11 protein-coding genes are annotated in these 17,842 nt (G+C 41.5%); 1 reads left to right on the top strand and 10 read right to left on the bottom strand.

Translation table 11 applies throughout. The features are described 5' to 3' along the window. Positions 1–208: 208 nt before the first annotated feature. The 8 genes from MKX40_RS16690 to MKX40_RS16655 all read right to left on the bottom strand — a co-directional run bounded on the left by MKX40_RS16690 (position 209) and on the right by MKX40_RS16655 (position 13,357). Entirely contained in the window at positions 209–1,963 is a 1,755-nt protein-coding gene (locus MKX40_RS16690) for a sensor histidine kinase (RefSeq protein ID WP_339234153.1), read from the bottom strand. An 89-nt stretch (positions 1,964–2,052) separates the two neighbouring features. Continuing rightward, complete coding sequence (locus MKX40_RS16685) at positions 2,053–5,292, bottom strand: DNRLRE domain-containing protein (RefSeq protein WP_339234152.1); 3,240 nt, start codon at positions 5,290–5,292, stop codon at positions 2,053–2,055. A 535-nt stretch (positions 5,293–5,827) separates the two neighbouring features. After that, a complete protein-coding gene (locus MKX40_RS16680; RefSeq protein ID WP_339243105.1) occupies positions 5,828–6,352 on the bottom strand; it encodes a hypothetical protein in 525 nt (174 codons plus the stop codon). A 962-nt stretch (positions 6,353–7,314) separates the two neighbouring features. Beyond that, entirely contained in the window at positions 7,315–8,613 is a 1,299-nt protein-coding gene (locus MKX40_RS16675; protein WP_339234149.1) for a hypothetical protein, read from the bottom strand. Between the two features lie 73 nt (positions 8,614–8,686). Continuing rightward, the gene (locus tag MKX40_RS16670; protein ID WP_339234147.1) at positions 8,687–10,219 is read right to left on the bottom strand and encodes a glycoside hydrolase family 36 protein; all 1,533 of its coding nucleotides are present in this window, start codon (positions 10,217–10,219) and stop codon (positions 8,687–8,689) included. Between the two features lie 90 nt (positions 10,220–10,309). Continuing rightward, complete coding sequence (locus tag MKX40_RS16665) at positions 10,310–11,581, bottom strand: sugar ABC transporter substrate-binding protein (RefSeq protein ID WP_339234145.1); 1,272 nt, start codon at positions 11,579–11,581, stop codon at positions 10,310–10,312. Positions 11,582–11,586: 5 nt separating this feature from the next. Then, a complete protein-coding gene (locus MKX40_RS16660) occupies positions 11,587–12,468 on the bottom strand; it encodes a carbohydrate ABC transporter permease (protein ID WP_339234142.1) in 882 nt (293 codons plus the stop codon). 10 nt (positions 12,469–12,478) lie between these two features. Further along, entirely contained in the window at positions 12,479–13,357 is an 879-nt protein-coding gene (locus MKX40_RS16655) for a sugar ABC transporter permease (RefSeq protein ID WP_339234139.1), read from the bottom strand. Positions 13,358–13,628: 271 nt separating this feature from the next. Between MKX40_RS16655 and MKX40_RS16650 the strand changes: the two genes are divergently transcribed. Further along, positions 13,629–14,525, top strand: coding sequence for a helix-turn-helix domain-containing protein (locus MKX40_RS16650; RefSeq protein ID WP_339234137.1), 897 nt, complete (start codon positions 13,629–13,631; stop codon positions 14,523–14,525). Positions 14,526–14,577: 52 nt separating this feature from the next. On the opposite strand, the gene MKX40_RS16645 is transcribed toward MKX40_RS16650, so the two are convergent. Together MKX40_RS16645 and MKX40_RS16640 are read right to left on the bottom strand one after the other, a co-directional pair. After that, positions 14,578–16,038, bottom strand: coding sequence for a cellulase family glycosylhydrolase (locus MKX40_RS16645; RefSeq protein WP_339234135.1), 1,461 nt, complete (start codon positions 16,036–16,038; stop codon positions 14,578–14,580). 101 nt (positions 16,039–16,139) lie between these two features. Continuing rightward, positions 16,140–17,735, bottom strand: coding sequence for a glycoside hydrolase family 5 protein (locus MKX40_RS16640; protein ID WP_339234131.1), 1,596 nt, complete (start codon positions 17,733–17,735; stop codon positions 16,140–16,142). Positions 17,736–17,842 lie beyond the last annotated feature (107 nt).

Here is a 17,842-nt window from a genome sequence, read left to right as displayed (position 1 = left end):
GCCCGGAAATTTGCTTGTCGGAGGACATGTCTATCCGATATAGGGCTTGCAAAGGACTTTAAATACTAAATTAAAACTACAGAGGACATACTATTCCACAACGAGAACAGCCCTTTCCCTTTTTTCCAATAACACAACTTCTGTTGTCGGAACGCTGCCGCGCGATGACATAATCATCATGGACCAATAATCGAAACATGCCTACCTCCTAGCATCTTTTTGGGATGTGAAGCTCCACGATCATGCCTTTTTGATACTCACTGAATAAGAAGAGTCCATAAGTAGGACCGTATTCTAATTGAATTCGGGTATGGACATTTTTTAACCCGATGCCAAAATTAGCGGATGGAAGTTCCTCCACGTCATCTCTCAAGTAAGCTGATAGTTGGGTCAATCTTTCTGCGGTTATTCCGATTCCATTATCTTTTAAACATATGACCATATCATCTCCTTTTGCTAATATGGCAAGTTCAATCTGTTTTACTCCAGTTGAGTGATTAAAAGCATGGTGAATACAGTTCTCCACAATGGGTTGGATCAGGATTGGAATGGTCATACAATCCAATAGATCCGTGTCCACATCATAATGAACAACTAGGGAATCGCCCGACCGAATCTTTTCTATTTTAATGTAATTTTGTACTTGCTCCAGCTCCTGACGGAGTGTGACTTTCGTATCTTGTTTATTTAGACTGTATCTAAGCATTCCGCCCAGTGCAGATGTCATCTCTGTGATTCCTTCCCGATCCCCCATTTCAGCTAGAGCCCTTATCGCTTCCAAGTTGTTATACAGGAAATGAGGTCGGATCTGCAGCTTCAAATTATTTAGTTCGGCTTCCTTCTGCTTGTATCTGATTTCCAACACTTGATTAATAAGCTCATCGATCCGTTGATTCATCTTGTTGAAGGCGCGCCCCACCTGACTAATTTCTACATTCTCATCTAATGAGTTATAAGCCACGTTGAAATCACCCCTCTCCACTCTTCCCATCAGCCGGCGAAGTGTTCTGAGCGGCTTGGTAATCGTATTGGACAGGAATACGGATACCATTAAAATGACAAAAAATACGATAGCTGCTACGGTAAAGATAAGTTTGTAAACCGTTGCCTTACCCTGGTTAAGCTCCGTTTCAGATACAATTCCCATAATGCTCCAGCCTGTTTTTTCAGACTGTATCTGACTAATGATTAATTGCTCACCTTCTGCTTGTACATTCGGTTTGTCAGGACCTACTTCAGACGCAACCGACAAATAATGTTCGTTCTTGCTATATACAACATGCTTGTTCTGGTCAAGTACTACAATATTTGAGTTATTCCCCAAGTTTACGTTTTGGAATATGCTGGCGAACCCCGTGAAGTTTACATCGATAATAATCACCCCTATAATGGGGCCATTATAAATTTTAATCGCTCTGGCAATAGAGAATGTGGGCTCTGGGCGGTTTAATATACGAGGATCATTTGCCTTACCCATAAACACAACTTTTCCATTGGCTTTTACTGACTTGTGGTACCACTCTGAATCTTTAAAGTTATATTGATCATTTATATTTGCATTGTAAATGGCACTCGAGAAGATCTGACCATCACGCCGATAAATGAACACACTCTGTAGATCTTCCCTAGGGTTTCGAATGGCTTGGACTAGGAGCCCTTGAACTTGATAATAATCGGAAGTGCTAACACTGTCTGTCCCTTGCATGATTTCCAAAATGGTGTTGTTGTAATAGGGGAGAACTGACAATCTAGTCAATTCATTCAGATATGTATTGAGGTGATCATTTATTAAATTTACAGTACTATTCAAATTACGGTTCATCCCTTGGGAGATTTGATCATTGTAAATCCAGCTTGATAGCGCTGCCAAGAAAATCATCGGAATCAGAGCTAATGGCAAGAAAAAAAGAATTAACTTCTTTTGAAATGACAGCGTATGTCTGTATTTCAGAAATGCCCACATGGTGCTGCCACCCCTCGAATAGAATTCTAATTTCGGTTAAGAACATTCTACCAGAACAATAGACTGAGGAGATTCTCTCCTCTCTATGCTTATAAGTTATTCATGTGAAAGTGTACATCAAGTGGATCGCTATTTTTTGAAGAAGCGGGAATTAAGTCGATGTAGTCAATGGTAACAGCATAGCTATTGTTCGAAACGTTCTTTCCCGTTACTGTAAATCGAAATGTGTGCTCTCCAGCAGATAGTGTAACTTCGCCTAAATCAACTGAGGTAAATCCTTCAGTGGCGGCTAATTGATTGATTTGAGCCCCTTGGTTCACGCCATCGACCGTCAATTGTACGGTCCCTCTGCTCTTTTTATGTGTCTTATATCCGACATTGAAATTATAGGTTCCGGCAGTAGGAACCTGAACAGTATACTGGACCCAATCTCCTATGTTTGTTGATGTGCTTGTTTGAGCATATTGTCCTCCGCTTGCATCATTCGCTGAGACATTATTTATGGTAATACCACTAGTTGAAAAAGGAGTCGTCTCAGCTTCAAAATGTAAGGGTTCCTCGCTTGGTTGAGTAGGTGCACCTTCCTGGTAAATCTTGACCTTATCAATGTTTGCTTCGCTTGTTGCATCTTCAGCCAAGTATCTGATCTTGGCGATATTGGTTACGGGAGTTGCCAATGGTTCTTGTTCTAACATTTTCACACCGTTAATGTAGAGATCATAGGTATCGGTATTCGTGTTCACATCCATTTCAACCTTGTACCAGGTTCTGTTTGTGTAGGTTTGCAATGTCGCCCATGCACCGCTTGCATTCTTATAGACGATATTGCCTGCAGTATCCATGGCCAGACTTAGGGCAACGTTACCTAAGTTGTCATACACATCAGGTGCAATAACAGTGCCACTTGCTTCATTTCGGCGAATACGAAACTCCATTTTTACATCGCCGCTCACAGGCGTGAACGTTTTCTCGGCAAAGGAGCTTTCAGCGGATGAGGAAGACCCTTCAATATGAAGACTCTGATCGAGTACTCCTGGTTTATCTGCGATACTTACTTTTCCTTGGGTCGTCCAACCTGCATATGAATTGAGAAAATCGTCATTAATTGAATAATATGTGTTCAGTTCTGGAAGAGAACTCGTACTCACTACTCTTACGGTATCATATTCATTCATAGCTACAGTAACGTCATTTCCGTTTGTGGTAAAGGATTTGCTCCCCGTCGATACCCAGCTGTTATTTTCATCGTAATAACCAGTGGTCATTGTAACGGGACCGTAGGCAAGCAAATTTTCAAGTGTAAATGTCGAAGCCGTTTTGCTAGCTAGGGCTATTTCGTTTTCGCTTCTCTCTATCGCCATACCGACTCCTTTATTTGCAGTACTGTAGACAATATTGATATCTCGAATATTTTTAGTGACGTTGGCCGCATTATCGGCATGTTCGTTAAAAAACTTGAGCATCGTTCCTCCCGAGCTATCCGGCTTTTTAGTCGCAAGATCGTACCAGATTGTCTTAAGCCACAAGTTCGTTTTTCTTATTCCTGTGGTATTATTGTTTTTGGCTACAGGCAAGTTATTCGGACCATTGTTGTACAAATCGTTACCGTCATTTGCCATCATGTTATAGATATTATAGGTGGATCCCCCTGCAAGGGTAGCAATATTCAGATAATCTGAAGTGGATCTTGATCCGGATGTCTCCATAATCATTGGAAAGTTCCCCCCATAGTTGTAAGGCAGATAACTGGTATCCGGCCAGAGTCCCAATCCATATCGAAAACCCTCATCGGTTGAACCAATATATGGATCGTATCCTACAAAATCCACATAAGTCGTTTCTCCTCTAGCTTTCATTTCCTCATTCCTGAAAATGAAGTCCCCTTCGAAGGTATGAAAATTGATCCTCGTCCATACCGGGTAGTTAGACTGTTTTACTGCGGCACCTAAATTTTGAGCCCAAACCCAATACGAATCCCAGTTAAATCTGTTGTGTGATGTGTAACCACCAGCTGTATAATCGGCGTTGCTATATGAATCGTAGGAACGTGTTCCCCCAATACCATTACCGGGTTCATTACTAATGTTCGCACCTATTACCGTTTGCTTATTACCATGGGTAGCATTATATTCAGCCACATGGTCAAACATATTTTTTAGAGCAGTGTATTCCTGAGCCCTCAAATTCGGATCGTTTTTGGACATACGAAACGTATATACGGCTTCGTTCGTGTAGCCAGCTGCTTTTTCAAGAAGCACCTGTCCATCATTGGTTTGCATCTTTGTAAAGTTTCGAATGACATAATAGGGAACTCTGTGATCGTTTGTCATTTTTGTGGTATCCGATCCGAACCACATTAATTCCAGCTTCAGATTGGCTGTCTCTGCAAATCCAATAACTTTGTCTAACCATGAATAATCCCAAGCATCGGCCCTGGAAATGATTAACTTAGGTGAATAGGTGGCTCCTTGTGTCCCATCCATTGTCACGCCTACGTTATTGACGGTATCCGTCTGAAGTATAAAGCTTGCTTTCTTACCGTCTCCAAACGCATGGTTATTAACAAAATCCGTAACGTCGAAATCATACATAGCCACTTGATTTACAGGATCGTAAGACGGGGTGATGCCTAAGTCAAAATAATCGACGCCCAACGTCCCAGAAACCTGGTACCCATCGTGATTCGGCGCACCACTGTTCCAAGTCATCGTTGATGCATTCCATGAGTCATCCGTAATACCATATAGATGCAGATTAGCGGTTCCAGCATCCATACTATTCACGTAGATCCTGATTTTGGCAGCGTCGGCTGAGGTTTCAGATAAGGAGGTAAAATCAAACTTCAAATAGGTTAGAGCCTGATTACTCACATTCGTAGAATCATATTTTGCTTTTACCGATTTACTGGTTGAGAAATTAGTACTGGCGTTGGTACCTCCAGAGATATAAGTGGATTCCGTGGCTGAGAATACCTGATCTGGCTGAATCATCGACCACAGGATTTGTGAGTTTGCAACAGTAAAACCATCGTCTGCTGCCAACTGGTATACGTTTTGCATCTGAGCATCAGTGTAATTAAAACGCGTTAAAATCTTGTCATCCCTGATCTGAACGCCATTAAAGAAGAACGGTTTTCCATTGGCGACCAGTGTAGGCTTCTGATAGGTTGATGTGTCCAAGTTGGAAATCGGAGCCACTCCGCTCGGAGACTCTGTTTCGATGTCTGTTTCTGCGCTGACCATAGCTTTTCCTGGCAGTAGTCCCGTAAGCAACAAAACCGCACACACAATGAAACTAATTTTCTTGAGTGGAACGCTAACTCTGACCATTTCCCTGCCTCCTTTAATCAATCATTCTACCTAAGCATGTTGTGAATCCTACTCTTGTCGTACCTCCTCTTCAAGCAAATGTATGCGCTTTCAACTCTAGGTGACTGGCCATCTGATTTCATTTTAGTATTGTATAATCTTTTAAAAAACGTATCTGTGTTCGGAAAAAGGAACTATTCTTCGGCAAATCCTTAATTCCTCGGCTTAGGACAACAACTTATACATATTCAATAAAAAAACACCAACAGTGGCCTCAAAGAGACTATTTGCTTCGTGTTACAGCATTTTATTAAATTTTGACCAACTTTATCGGTCAGAAACTTTTTCACAAAGGTTCGAGGATGCTGCTTTTTTTACTAACGGGTAGTTTAGTGAAACAAACTGAATAAGCAGCTGATCGCATTGATCAGCTGCTTTCTTGGTAATATTGAGCTATCTCGTTCCCATTAGTTGAATGGATAGAAGTTTAACATTCAATTTTCTTTCATTTCGAGATCTTTTATTTTTGCATTAGGTCTTAGTATCTTTTCCTGATCTAAATTCTCCCTGGTTCTCCTATTTTCACCTTTTTCACCCAATCATGACTCGCAAGTGCTCCTTTGCCAAGAGTAACTAGATCAGCTCCTCCAGACGTAATCATTTCGCTTGCCTTCGTTGGTTCTTCCAGATGTCCATTCGCTAATACAGGTACTTTTCCATATTCTTTTGCAAGTGACACCAGCGATTTTTCATTGATGTTTCTATCCGATTCTTGGAAAGCGGGTTTCCAAGCTTTGTACTCAGTAACATGGATATAATTTAGACCCGCTTGTCCTAACGCTTCAAAGATGATCTTTGCATCTTTCTCTTTACCTTCCCATTGATGAGCATAATCATTCACTTTACCTTGAGAGATACGAATTCCAACTGTAAAATCCTGTCCAATAGCTTCCCTGATCGCCGTTGACACTTCTACTAGGAATCGTACACGGTTCTCTGTATTGCCACCGTACTCATCTAAACGAGTATTGGTATAATCGGTAAGAAACTCATCAAGTAAATAGCCATTTGCTCCATGGATCTCAACCCCATCGAATCCTACTGATTTAGCTCGAATAGATACCCCCTATTCTACAAAAATATCATATAGTATATAGCAACCGTAGTGTCAATTTGAGCAGATATACTCTCTTGATTATAGTAACAAAAAAGTTCAGAATGAGCTTGTTCTTCATTTAAATACACATCTAATCAACAATCGGACTATGTTATTGTCCATTCCCGTAATCGGTACAAGTTCTTGTCCTTGGCTCGGGACACGAACTTATACCGATAAAATTGCTCAAAGTATGCATGTTAGCTTTAAGAACGCTTGAAGTTATAACTTCCTTTGCTTTCAATTATGATAGATAACTTAAAGTATTAACCGGGGTGGTAATTAGAATTATGCTGAACACCAAAAGACGTGTAAATATATTGATTTCCACATATTCGCATCCCCTTCTTTGTGTTTTCTATAATGCTACTTTCATTTCTCTAGACTAGTTCTGGTTGACCCCGTATAAGCTTACAATGGTACAGGTATAATGTAGTTTCTTATCTTATATAGAGTTACCGATTTCCCTTCTTTACTGCTATGAAAAATCTCATGTAAAATAGCCTTTTTTAAGTTTTCTAAACTATTATCTTAATGCCCCTCCCGGCAATCGGTTCTGTCATGTCTGGATCCCTCACCCCGTATAGCGGGTGGTTTTTCGTTTCGCACCTTTTACGCACTCTACTGTCTAAAGCCATAATAAAATGCGATCAGCTGCTTTCTTGCTATTATTGCCATCGTTTCTCCTTAGTTTAACGGATTATCAGGTGTTAACTCCCATACTGTCGTTTACAAGCAGGATGAACCAGTGATTATCATATGAATATTCACTATCTTGTATTTATTGTTCAGGTCAACGTAGTCATGCTGCCCCATAGGCAATAAGCTATACCTTAGAGTATATCATTCAAAGTTATAATGCTCATGGGGATAAATCTTCTACGATATTAAAACTGTGGAAGCAGATCCGCATGTGCGTTTAACATTTTCTCAACCACTTTGTAAGCTGTTTCTTTCTGGGTGATCGCAGGGTCCAAATCAACTGCTAATTTGACCCAGTATTTATCCCCAGTAGCTGCCGCTTTAACACTAATTTCGTGAATGTAGGAAATCTCATTGAGAAGTTCTGCCAATTGAGCTGAAAATGGAGGAACAGCTACAGACGATATCACACCATTGTCAACAGTGACAGGCACTTCCACAATTCGATCTCGTGGCAACTGAGGAAGAGCATTGTTATTGCGTACATTAAGTATTGGAATCTCTGTTTGACCACCTTGATGGAGTTTTACTGCTAGATCAATGGGATGTTCCCAGCTCGGATTTACAAACAACCGCTGCCAATTCAGCTTCCCTTCTGCAATATTTAATAATTCCTGTAATCGTTTCTGCCGTTCTGCGGCTGTTCCATGATACGGGGGGGAAGTTGTATAATGAATTTCCTCACTGTATGGTAAATACTCCGCATGATGATCAACTGCGCCTGCTGGTACCGCTCCATACAGATCATACCATTCTCCCATAATTCTAAGCTCTCTCTTCGTTTCTTCATCATAATTGGCCCCTCTTGCTTCCCGGAGCGCACCAATTAATTCGGGAAGTAGGTCTGCGCCTGTTATTTTATCTGTTATCTTCATAACCCAGGAAAAATGATTGAGGCCGGCTGTAACAACGGAGATTTCATCACCTGACCGATTAACCAAACTGGCAAGAAAAGCATAGTTTCTAGGTCCGCGAAAGGCAATATTGCAGAATCCAAAAGCTTTAATCGTAGTATAGCGTTCGATCGCTGTGATTACACGCGGCATGGGATTAGTTACATCCAGCAAAATGGCATTCGGACAGAGTTTCTCCATATCTCTGCAGATGTCGAGAATCAGCGTCACCGAACGGAATGTATTCATAAGTCCGCCGATCCCTCCGCATTCTCTTGCTTGATCAGCCAATCCATATTCTGACAAAATATTGAAATCTGTAAGCCAACGTTGTGCCCCTTGGGGAGAAGCTGAAATGATGACATAATCCGCATCCACTAATGCTTCTCTGCGATTTATTGTGGTTTCAATTTGAATTGGAACTTGCAGATCCCAAGCCACTCTTCGTCCCGCACCTGCCATTGCTTCAACGACTTCTTTGTTCAAATCCACCAATACCAAGGTACCAGAGATTCTATGCTTCACGATCACATCTTCCAGTACAGTAGGCGCAAACACGAAGCTGCCTCCGCCTATAAGTACGATTTTCATATACGTTCACATCCTTCTATATCTGGTCATAATTTAGTGAACCAATGCAGTATCTCAACACTTTCATGAGATATCATTTTTTTTCAAGGACAGCATCCTCATGCCAGTTAAATTCAACCTCCTGTCCTTGAAGTACCCATTTCTCCGGAGTGGTCGTATTCATCCAGTCTCTCGCATATCCTGCGGGTATAAATTTAGAAGATGTTACATATGCCGCCCGAATCTCTTCTTTCATCTCGGAATCAACAATTTTGGGATCAGCAGAGATAAACAATGGAGTTCCACTTCTGGACAGGAGTTGAAGCCACTGCCTGTTTAACTCCCATGGTATCTTATCCGTTATACCCACACAGTCAGCATCTACCTGGAACAGGGCGTTGTGCTGGGGCATGCGGAACGCCAAAGTGTTAATCCCCATCTTCCTCGTTCTTTCCCATTCAATACCGCTTGTATCATCACCTGTACGTTGTACATGTACAAGACCCGCTGCCAGATGACCAATGGTGTTACATCCAATAATGACAGCGTCCCCAGCCGCGTCTCGAATTGCTTTATATAGATTAACGATAATTTCAGCTGTGGTTTTTGAGCGATCTTTAAATTCTTCACGATACGCAAAAAATGAATCATTCATTTCAAAGCCCCACTTACCAAAAATATCGAAGGTAGAGAAATCGTGTTTAATCAGCATATAGCCCCAATTTACAAATCTACGGATATCCTTTTTAATAAGTTCGAGTACTTCCGGCACAGAGGGATCCAGGATGGTTGAACCGTCACCTTCACTTGTTCTTCGTTTAAAATGCGACTCATGTCTTTCACTGGTCAGTAAAGGACGATACCATATCCCCGGTTTAACCCCAATTTCTTTCATATCAGCAGCAAGTTTCTCCATATCCATGAATCGATTATTTCCGCGTTCCCACGGCCCTCCATTACAAGATTGTCCGCTCAGGCGTATTGGCTGCCAACCATCATCAATGACCATATACGGGCGAGGACCACCAATCGGAGACAATTCAGCAAGCAACCTGCTATCCTCAATAATATCGCTGTAAGAGCTATTCCCGTAGGCATAATACCAATTGTTACTTCCGTATACAGGTTCGTCCGTCTGTAGGGGATCATCGCACAATAATTTACAAAATTCACAGGCCGCTTCAAAGGACGTTTCCTCAGCGAGACCATGACGATATATTATGGTTGCCGCTTCTAATACACGGTCGCCTAACTGGACGCCCTTTGTTCCGTTTCTGACATCTAATGTTAATGTAAATCCTCGCGGATCTGTATTCCAATAACAAATCGCACCAGCACGGGTCTTCACGCCCAAGGCATCGATTGATTCTCCTGTGTTAACGAGAAAATACCACGGCAATTTTCTGTCAGTTACGTGCCCTCGCCACTCCAGGTCACCATATCCTCTCTCAAAGTGGTCACCCAGAATACTCACTTGTTGCGGCCATTGAGCCTCCCATCGAAGGACAACATAGAATACTTCGCATGCCGGTGATTGAAGCCTTACTTCCATTTGCTCACCTTTCTCAGAGAATTCAACACACGTAGAGTGATTTCTCCACTTCAATGTTGAAGTATCCTTTTTCATAGCTGTCCTTCCTTGAATTGTTTCCAAATATACATGATCGGGTTGAATTGAAGAAAATAATAGCATTCAAGTGACCCTCCTCAAAAGTTTTTATTTCATATCGAATTTTTTTCGAATTTGATTCGCGAGTTTGGGTAAGGCAACTTCTGCACGTTGCTTTCCTCTAGCAATTTCGTCTACGACAGGCTGAATAAGATCCTGTGCTTGTGCCAAGTTCGGAAATGAAGGCATAACGACTGTATTCTCTTTCATGGCATTTGGAACAGCTTCTACACTATCAGGTGAGTACTGACCTTTCAGAAAAGTTTCCTCCGCGCGCTTCACAGAAGGATACGCTCCTACAATATTGGACTGGATGTCCTGCCCACCTCCATGAGTCAGAAACTCAAGAAGCCTCCATGCTTCATCAGGGTGTTTTGTCTGTGAACCGATGGCAATCGGAAGACCAAGAAGCTGAGATTTATTGCCTGCTTTACCTGCTGGCGTTTCCACCACGTCGAAGGTAAAATTAGTTTCTTCCGTATAGGCTTTCCAGTTCCATGGACCACTAAATGTCATCGCTGCTTTGCCGGCTAGAAACAAATCCCCGAGTCCTTGAGACTCCGCCGTAGTTGGCGCAACATGATGAACTGTCGTTAAATCGGCGACCCACTGAAGGGCTTCTATCGTTTCCGGAGAATCCAATAACACCTCACTACCGTCCTGACTGAAAAGTCCGCCTCCATTGGCTACTACAGCTTCTTGCCAAGAATAAGAAGCCATGCCGAACTGAAGAGTCCTACCCTTGTCATCACGCTTTGTAAGTTTTTTTGCAGCATCCAAAAACTCATCCCAGGTCCAGTTATCTTGCGGGTAAGAAACACCCGCTTCGTCAAACATATCTTTGTTGTACGCGATATTAATCGTAATCAAATCTCTAGGAAGCGCATACAGTTTATCTGCCCATGTGCCTCTCTCCATGGCTCCAGGCAGCCAATCCTCCCTGCTTAACTTATTGCTCTCCATATAATTGTTCAGTTCGAGAAGTAAACCTTTCTCTGCAAAATCTGCCAAGTATACGTCCTGTATCCATATCAAATCCGGCTGATCATTCCCTGCGGACATCGTTACAAATTTTTGCATAATATTATCGTAAGGTGCCACGACGATATCAACATTGATATCTTGATTTTGTTTTTCAAATTCTTCAATAATTTGACGATCGCCATTTACTTCAGCAGGACCATTCCCCCACATCATAATACGAATTGTCTTTTTACCGGACGAATCCTCCTGAGCTGCTTCTGTACAGCTAGTAAGCGTCATACACATCAGGATTAAAATCGCTAAACCACTCAGCAACTTTGTTTTACTTACTATCATCTGTATCACCCTTTCAACCCAGAAGTTGCTATTCCTTGAATAAAATATTTTTGAGCAAAAAAGAACAACACAACAAGCGGGGTGATAACCATCGTACTTGCTGCCATCATAGGTCCCCACAGCATCGTGTTTTGTCCTTTGAAGGTCTGAATCCCCAGAGATAACGTAAACTTGCTCGTATCATTCAAATAAATCAATGGGCCAAAGAAATCATTCCAGCTCCCCATGAAACTTAAAATTGCAACTGTTAATAAAGAGGGAATAATAAGTGGCAACATGATATTCCAAAAGATCCGGAAAGGACCACAGCCGTCAATTATAGCTGCTTCATCTAGCTCTTTGGGTATGGTTCTGAAGAATTGACGAAGTAAAAATATGAAGTATGCGCTACCAAAGAACGATGGAACAATCAATGGTAAAAACGTGTTGATCCAACCGAGTTTAGCAAAAATTAAGTAGACCGGTATCATGGTGACTTGGGAAGGAAGCATCATGGTTGCAAGTAACATCATAAACCAAAAGTTTCTCCCCCTTCCGTTTATACGCGCAAAACCATACCCGACCAGCGCACTTGAGAACACAGTACCCGCGACAGAAGTCAATGTAACGATGATTGTGTTCTGATAGAATTTCAGGAAGGGAACAAGATCAAAGACTTCTGCATAGTTTTTCCAGTCCACTTCTTTAGGGAAAAGCGATGGCGGATAACTAATAGCTTCTGCCTCTGGTTTCAGTGATGTCCCAATTAGCCATATAAAAGGTAAAAGGAACAAAATAGACATGAACACAAGGAGTATATAAGTTACGATACGATCCCAACGTTTTGAAGCTTGAATACTCTGAAGGGTTTGCTCAGAGACATTTGTATTAAGAACTGTATTAGCCATCATATCCTCCTTAATCTTCGTAGTAGACGCGCTTGCCAAAGACTTTGAACTGAATTACCGTAAAGATGAGAATAATGACAAACAATGCCCATGCAACAGCCGAAGCATAACCCATATTGAAATAATCAAAGGCATTTTGATATAAATACTGAACCATGAAAAGCGAGGCGTAATTGGGTCCTCCGTTACTCATGACATAAGATTGCGTAAAGATCTGAAATGAACCAATCATCCCCATAATCAGATTAAAGAAAATAACATGAGACGTCATTGGTATTGTGACATGGATAAATTTTTTGAATCGGCCAGCGCCGTCCATTTCTGCAGCTTCGTATAATGATTGAGGAACACCCTGCAAACCGGCTAGATATATAACCATCCCTCCCCCTGCTCCCCACAGACTCATGATGATCAGTGCTGGTTTGACCATCGTTTCACTAGCAATCCAGTCTGAAGTGGGAAAGCCGATAGAGGATAAGACGGTGTTGGCCAGCCCGAACTCGGGTTGGAAAATGAGCAACCATAATAACGAATTGGCCACCGCTGGAACGAGGGAAGGCAAGTAGAACAATGTACGAAATGTGCCCATGAATTTCACTTTGGTGTTTAGCAGTACGGCAAGCAGATATCCCGCCACCAAGCCTAGAGGCACTCCAACAAAGGTGTAGTAGAACGTATTCCATAGAGACTTCCAAAAGATAAAATCCTGAGTAAGTAAGCGATAATTCTCCAATCCAATCCAGCTAGAACCCCCAAATAACTTCCAATCTGTGAAGGACATATACAAGGAGTAAATCATTGGGCCGGCAGTAAGGGCTAAGAAACCAAACAACCATGGTGAAATAAACAGGTAGAAATGTTTGGTTCTACTGTTCGTAATACTTTTCAATTCTTATCCACTCCTCGATTGGGTATTATTATAGTACTCATCAAAATTAGAACGCTTTCATATTTGAGATAGAGCAACTATAATATAAAATGTCTATCGCACTTGCCCCCTTCCCGATTATGAAATGAACCATACGAATTAAATTGATTATAAAACTATGTATTGAATTAATGGATAACCAACAAGGACTTCAAAAGCGTTATTAATGAACCAAATGGGACATAGTTCTTCTAATTCATCACGATAGAACATTAAATGGGGAGGGTCGAAGATGGAGAACGCGTCATTTCAACATCTTATATTTGAGAATAAACGAATGGAAATCTACTTACATGGTGCTCACGAGTCAGGATTTAATAATGCGAGAACGATATGTCAAAGACATTTGCATCATATGATGTTTGAGGTAAATATCGTGCTTGCGGGCTCACAGGTCGTGATATTTAATGACTACTCATATGAGCAGCATACAGGAGAACTTGTATTGATACCGCCAATGACCGTTCATCAATACAAAACGGAGAAAGCTCAATTCACTAAATTTTTTGTTGCGCATATTAAAATAACTGATATCAATTTCTTGCAGAAAATTGCTACCATTGCTCCGCTGTTCATCCAGCAAAGGAATTCAGAATTAACGGATCTAGTAAAACCGCTGGTGTATGACTTAATGAATAAGCTTAAAAAAGATGCATCTGATATATCCATTTTCCAAACCATACTGGACATTTCACTTCACATTGAGAATTACTGTGATGAAAAAGCTTCCATGCTCTCTTTGGGAACGGAATTGTCTTATGAAATCGCCAGAAAGATAGATGAACTAGTGGTGTTCGGCATTGATGCAGAGGCTGATCTGAACATCAACTGGTTTGAAGATATCTCTTCTAAGCTGGGACGAAGTAGAAGACACTGCAGCCGTGTGTTCAAAGAAGCTTATGGTATGTCTCCTCGAGAATATTTAACTATTTTGCGGCAGCAAGAGGCCATCCAGCTGCTAATGAATACTGAAGAAACGATTGAACAAATTGCATACCGAATTGGTTTTGGCAATGTGCAAAGCTTTATCAGGCAATTTTCCAAATGGACTGGTCTGACGCCGGGAGCTTTTAGAAGACAGGAAATTAACACGCACATGTACTTGACTCCACTTGAACTTCAATCTTAGGAATATCAAAAAAGGAAGCCCGCTATGACTATAAGGGCTCCCTGAGAATAATTTATTGTACGACTACACTATCAAGATAGATCGATGTTGTACCGCTAGAGTTCACAGGTGAGATGAATTGAACACCGACTTCCTTCACATCGTGCAAATTAACAACACCAGCTAGATTTAATGTCAGCGTTGTTGTATTGGAAGAGTTGATATTAACAATGCCTGAATCATACCAGGTGTATCCTGATCCTGTTTTAATGAACAGCTTGGCTTGAAGACCACTTCCGAAATTGCCCCATCCCGCGTGTTTCACTTTCGCCATCAATGTTTGTTTGCCGTTAAAATCATGAGCTGCTCCTCGGCTAAGAGTAAATTGACCTCCGCCTAGGTTGATATCCGCTTTCAAAGAAGCTGAACCACTCGAAGACCACTCCGTTACGGACCAAGGCCCACCTGTTATGTTTGAGCCTGTCCAACCCTGTATATTACTTCCTTCGAAGTCATATATAATGCTGCTGCCAACCGTGTTAAATACGGATGCTTTGACAGCAGTAGCTTTAATTCCATTCGCTCCATTAAATACGAGATTCCCCCATGGAGTAAATGTTTGCCAATCACTACTTGAAACAAGATCAAGCCATGAGTTTGCAGTGTCATTCCCAGTCCAGGACCAAGCCAGATATCCAATCTCCTTTGCCTGAGCCTGATTAAGGACTTCCTGTGTATTGACTTGGCTTCCTAGGTTATTATTCCCATTATTATAGTTGTATCCAAATTCTCCGACAATAACGGCAAGACCAAGGTTTTTAATGGCTTGGAGTTCATTTCCGATACGAGATGCATCATTCCATGAACCATACATGTGAATTGAAAATAAAATATTATGATCCGGATCGTGATTTAGTAGAGCCTTCCCTTGAGTTTTGATTGGTGAAGAATTCTGCCCCCAACCCGAGGCATCTACAACAATGGTATTATGAATTCCAGCATTTCTAATTGTACTGATAGCTGTCTTGTAGGCATCTCTCCAACCTGTATCAGACAGGTTAGCGCTCCCCCACTCGTTAGCAATATTGACGAGTACATACTTTTCATTATTGGTCAAGATCGGTTTAATATCACTTCGTGTAAAATATTGAGCAAGTTGATTTAATTTTGTGGCATCATCAGAACCTGTTGCATCATGCAACTCTATCATGGCTACCAAGCCCAATTCTTTACAGCGATCAACGATTTGTTGAAGACGGGATGCACTCCCACTTAGAGACCACACAATTCGAACGGTGTTCGCTTTATTGTTGTTAATTGTAGTGAGAGCGGTATAGGCTTGGGTATCAAACCAGGCATGGGGATTGTTTACTCCTCTCATTACAAAATTGTTGCCGTTAGCATCCTTAAGAGTCGATCCACTGACATAAAACCCGTTTGCTGCGTCTGCAGGAGTACCTCCAACAAAAGGTACTATAAGTGACAATGCAAGTGTGCAGATCATCGTCCACTTCCGTGCTCTTCTTGTCTTCATCTTCTTCCTCCTTCGTCATATAAAATGTATTAGTTTCATTTCAGAAAAGATAACGTTGGGATTCGTTTGGATTTCGGTTAACTATTCCTGTATTTTCAATTTCATTGAACATTTACATAATCTACATAGATAGATGAAGCTCCTGATGCATTTGCTCCTGTAATAAATTGAATCCCAATTTCTCTTACATCATGTAGATTAGTTATACCAGATAGGTTCAGTGTCAATACAGTACCCGAAGTACTTGAGTTTATTTGGACACTACCTCCATCATTCCAGGTATATGAACTTCCTGTTTTGATATAAATTTTAGCATTCATCCCTGTTCCTTGGTTTCCCCATGTAGCATGACGGACTACAGCTTTCAGTTGTGACTTTCCACTTAGGTTCTGACCTGTTGAACTAAACAAAGAATATTGAGCTGCTCCCGATAAGTTAACATCCGCCTTAAGGGAACTACTACCATTGCTGCTCCATTCATTAACCATCCAAGGTCCACCTGCTAAATTAGCCCCGGTCCATCCCTCACTACTCGACGTAAAATTAAAGAGAATTGTTGAATTTCCACCAGGTACTCCTCCAGCACCGTTAACAAATGCTTGTGCAATTTCGGGGAAATACCAGCTCAAGGCGCTTCTATTAAATAAACCATAGGTATCGGATTGCCAAGCCGTTGTAGCATTGTTGTCCCACCAAATGGGAGTCATGCTTCTGGCTCTTGCGGATTGAGCAAAATATGCAGCGTGTGATGCTCTAACGGAAGTATTGTTCTTATTGATCGTTCCCATCTCACCAATAACGACAGCTCTACCATTCTTAACGAACTTGTTGTACACTGCATCGAACTCTGCATCAAGAGCCGCTTTATCTTGTGCGGTTCCCCAGGAGGAAGTAGCCGCATTGTCCATAGCAAATAAATACGGGGAATACATATGAACGGATACGATTATCCGACTGTCATTGTTAGGGAAGACCAAATTATCCAAGGCTATAGAACTCGCTGATGCTGCAATAGTCGGAATCATGATATGACGACTCGTATTGTTTCCGCCTGTACTTCTGATTGCATTGACTGCAGCCAGATTGAATTTATTCACGACATCGCGGTTTTCAGCAGTCCCCCCAGTCCATTCAGAAGGTGTACCTACTGGTCTCGGTTCGTTCATAGTTTCAAAAACAACATAATCTCCATAGGCCTTGAAACGGTTCGCAATCTGAGTCCAAACTTTTGTCAATTGTGCAGTAGTTTGAGCCTCATTCGCATAAAATGGCTTAATCCAAGCATTTTCATGATGCAGATTAATAATAACGTACATATTGTTATCCAGTGCATAATTAACGACTTGCTCCACCCTGTCCATAAAATTCGAATCAATAATATAATTCGGACTTCCACCCATGTGACCGTCCCAGGTGATTGGAATACGTACCGTATTGAATCCGGCTTCCTTAATCTTGTCGATCATGCTCTTCGTTGTTAATGGATTGCCCCAATTCGTCTCTCCACCTGTAGCATCCAGCGTGTTCCCTAAATTCCAACCTACCTTCATTTCATTTACGATTTGTTGAGATGAGATATTGCGCATACCAGTGTAAGCAGTAGATGCTGATACCTGCGACGAAGAGAGAAGTGTGGAGCTGACAACTGCTGCTGCCAATAGCAGCAGTTTCCCTTTAGAAAATAGTGTACGTATCAAATGCTTTAGCCTCCCTTAATTAAGTTGAAAACATTCATCGGAAGCTGAGAAGGTAACCAGCTTTTAGATGTAAACGCTTTCTCATTAGTGAGTATATAAGTTCTCTT

The organism is Paenibacillus sp. FSL R5-0517 (assembly GCF_037974355.1).
Lineage (GTDB): Bacteria > Bacillota > Bacilli > Paenibacillales > Paenibacillaceae > Paenibacillus.
The sequence above is the reverse complement of the archived record's forward strand: the minus strand, read 5'-3'. Positions and strand labels throughout refer to the sequence as shown.

Excerpts from the sequence above, each read along its gene's own strand:
- MKX40_RS16645 (WP_339234135.1), bottom strand. The coding sequence starts at position 16,038 with ATGAAGACAAGAAGAGCACGGAAGTGGACGATGATCTGCACACTTGCA.
- MKX40_RS16650 (WP_339234137.1), top strand. The coding sequence starts at position 13,629 with ATGGAGAACGCGTCATTTCAACATCTTATATTTGAGAATAAACGAATG.
- MKX40_RS16665 (WP_339234145.1), bottom strand. The coding sequence starts at position 11,581 with ATGATAGTAAGTAAAACAAAGTTGCTGAGTGGTTTAGCGATTTTAATC.
- MKX40_RS16685 (WP_339234152.1), bottom strand. The coding sequence starts at position 5,292 with ATGGTCAGAGTTAGCGTTCCACTCAAGAAAATTAGTTTCATTGTGTGT.
- MKX40_RS16690 (WP_339234153.1), bottom strand. The coding sequence starts at position 1,963 with ATGTGGGCATTTCTGAAATACAGACATACGCTGTCATTTCAAAAGAAG.
- MKX40_RS16660 (WP_339234142.1), bottom strand. The coding sequence starts at position 12,468 with ATGGCTAATACAGTTCTTAATACAAATGTCTCTGAGCAAACCCTTCAG.
- MKX40_RS16670 (WP_339234147.1), bottom strand. The coding sequence starts at position 10,219 with ATGAAAAAGGATACTTCAACATTGAAGTGGAGAAATCACTCTACGTGT.
- MKX40_RS16675 (WP_339234149.1), bottom strand. The coding sequence starts at position 8,613 with ATGAAAATCGTACTTATAGGCGGAGGCAGCTTCGTGTTTGCGCCTACT.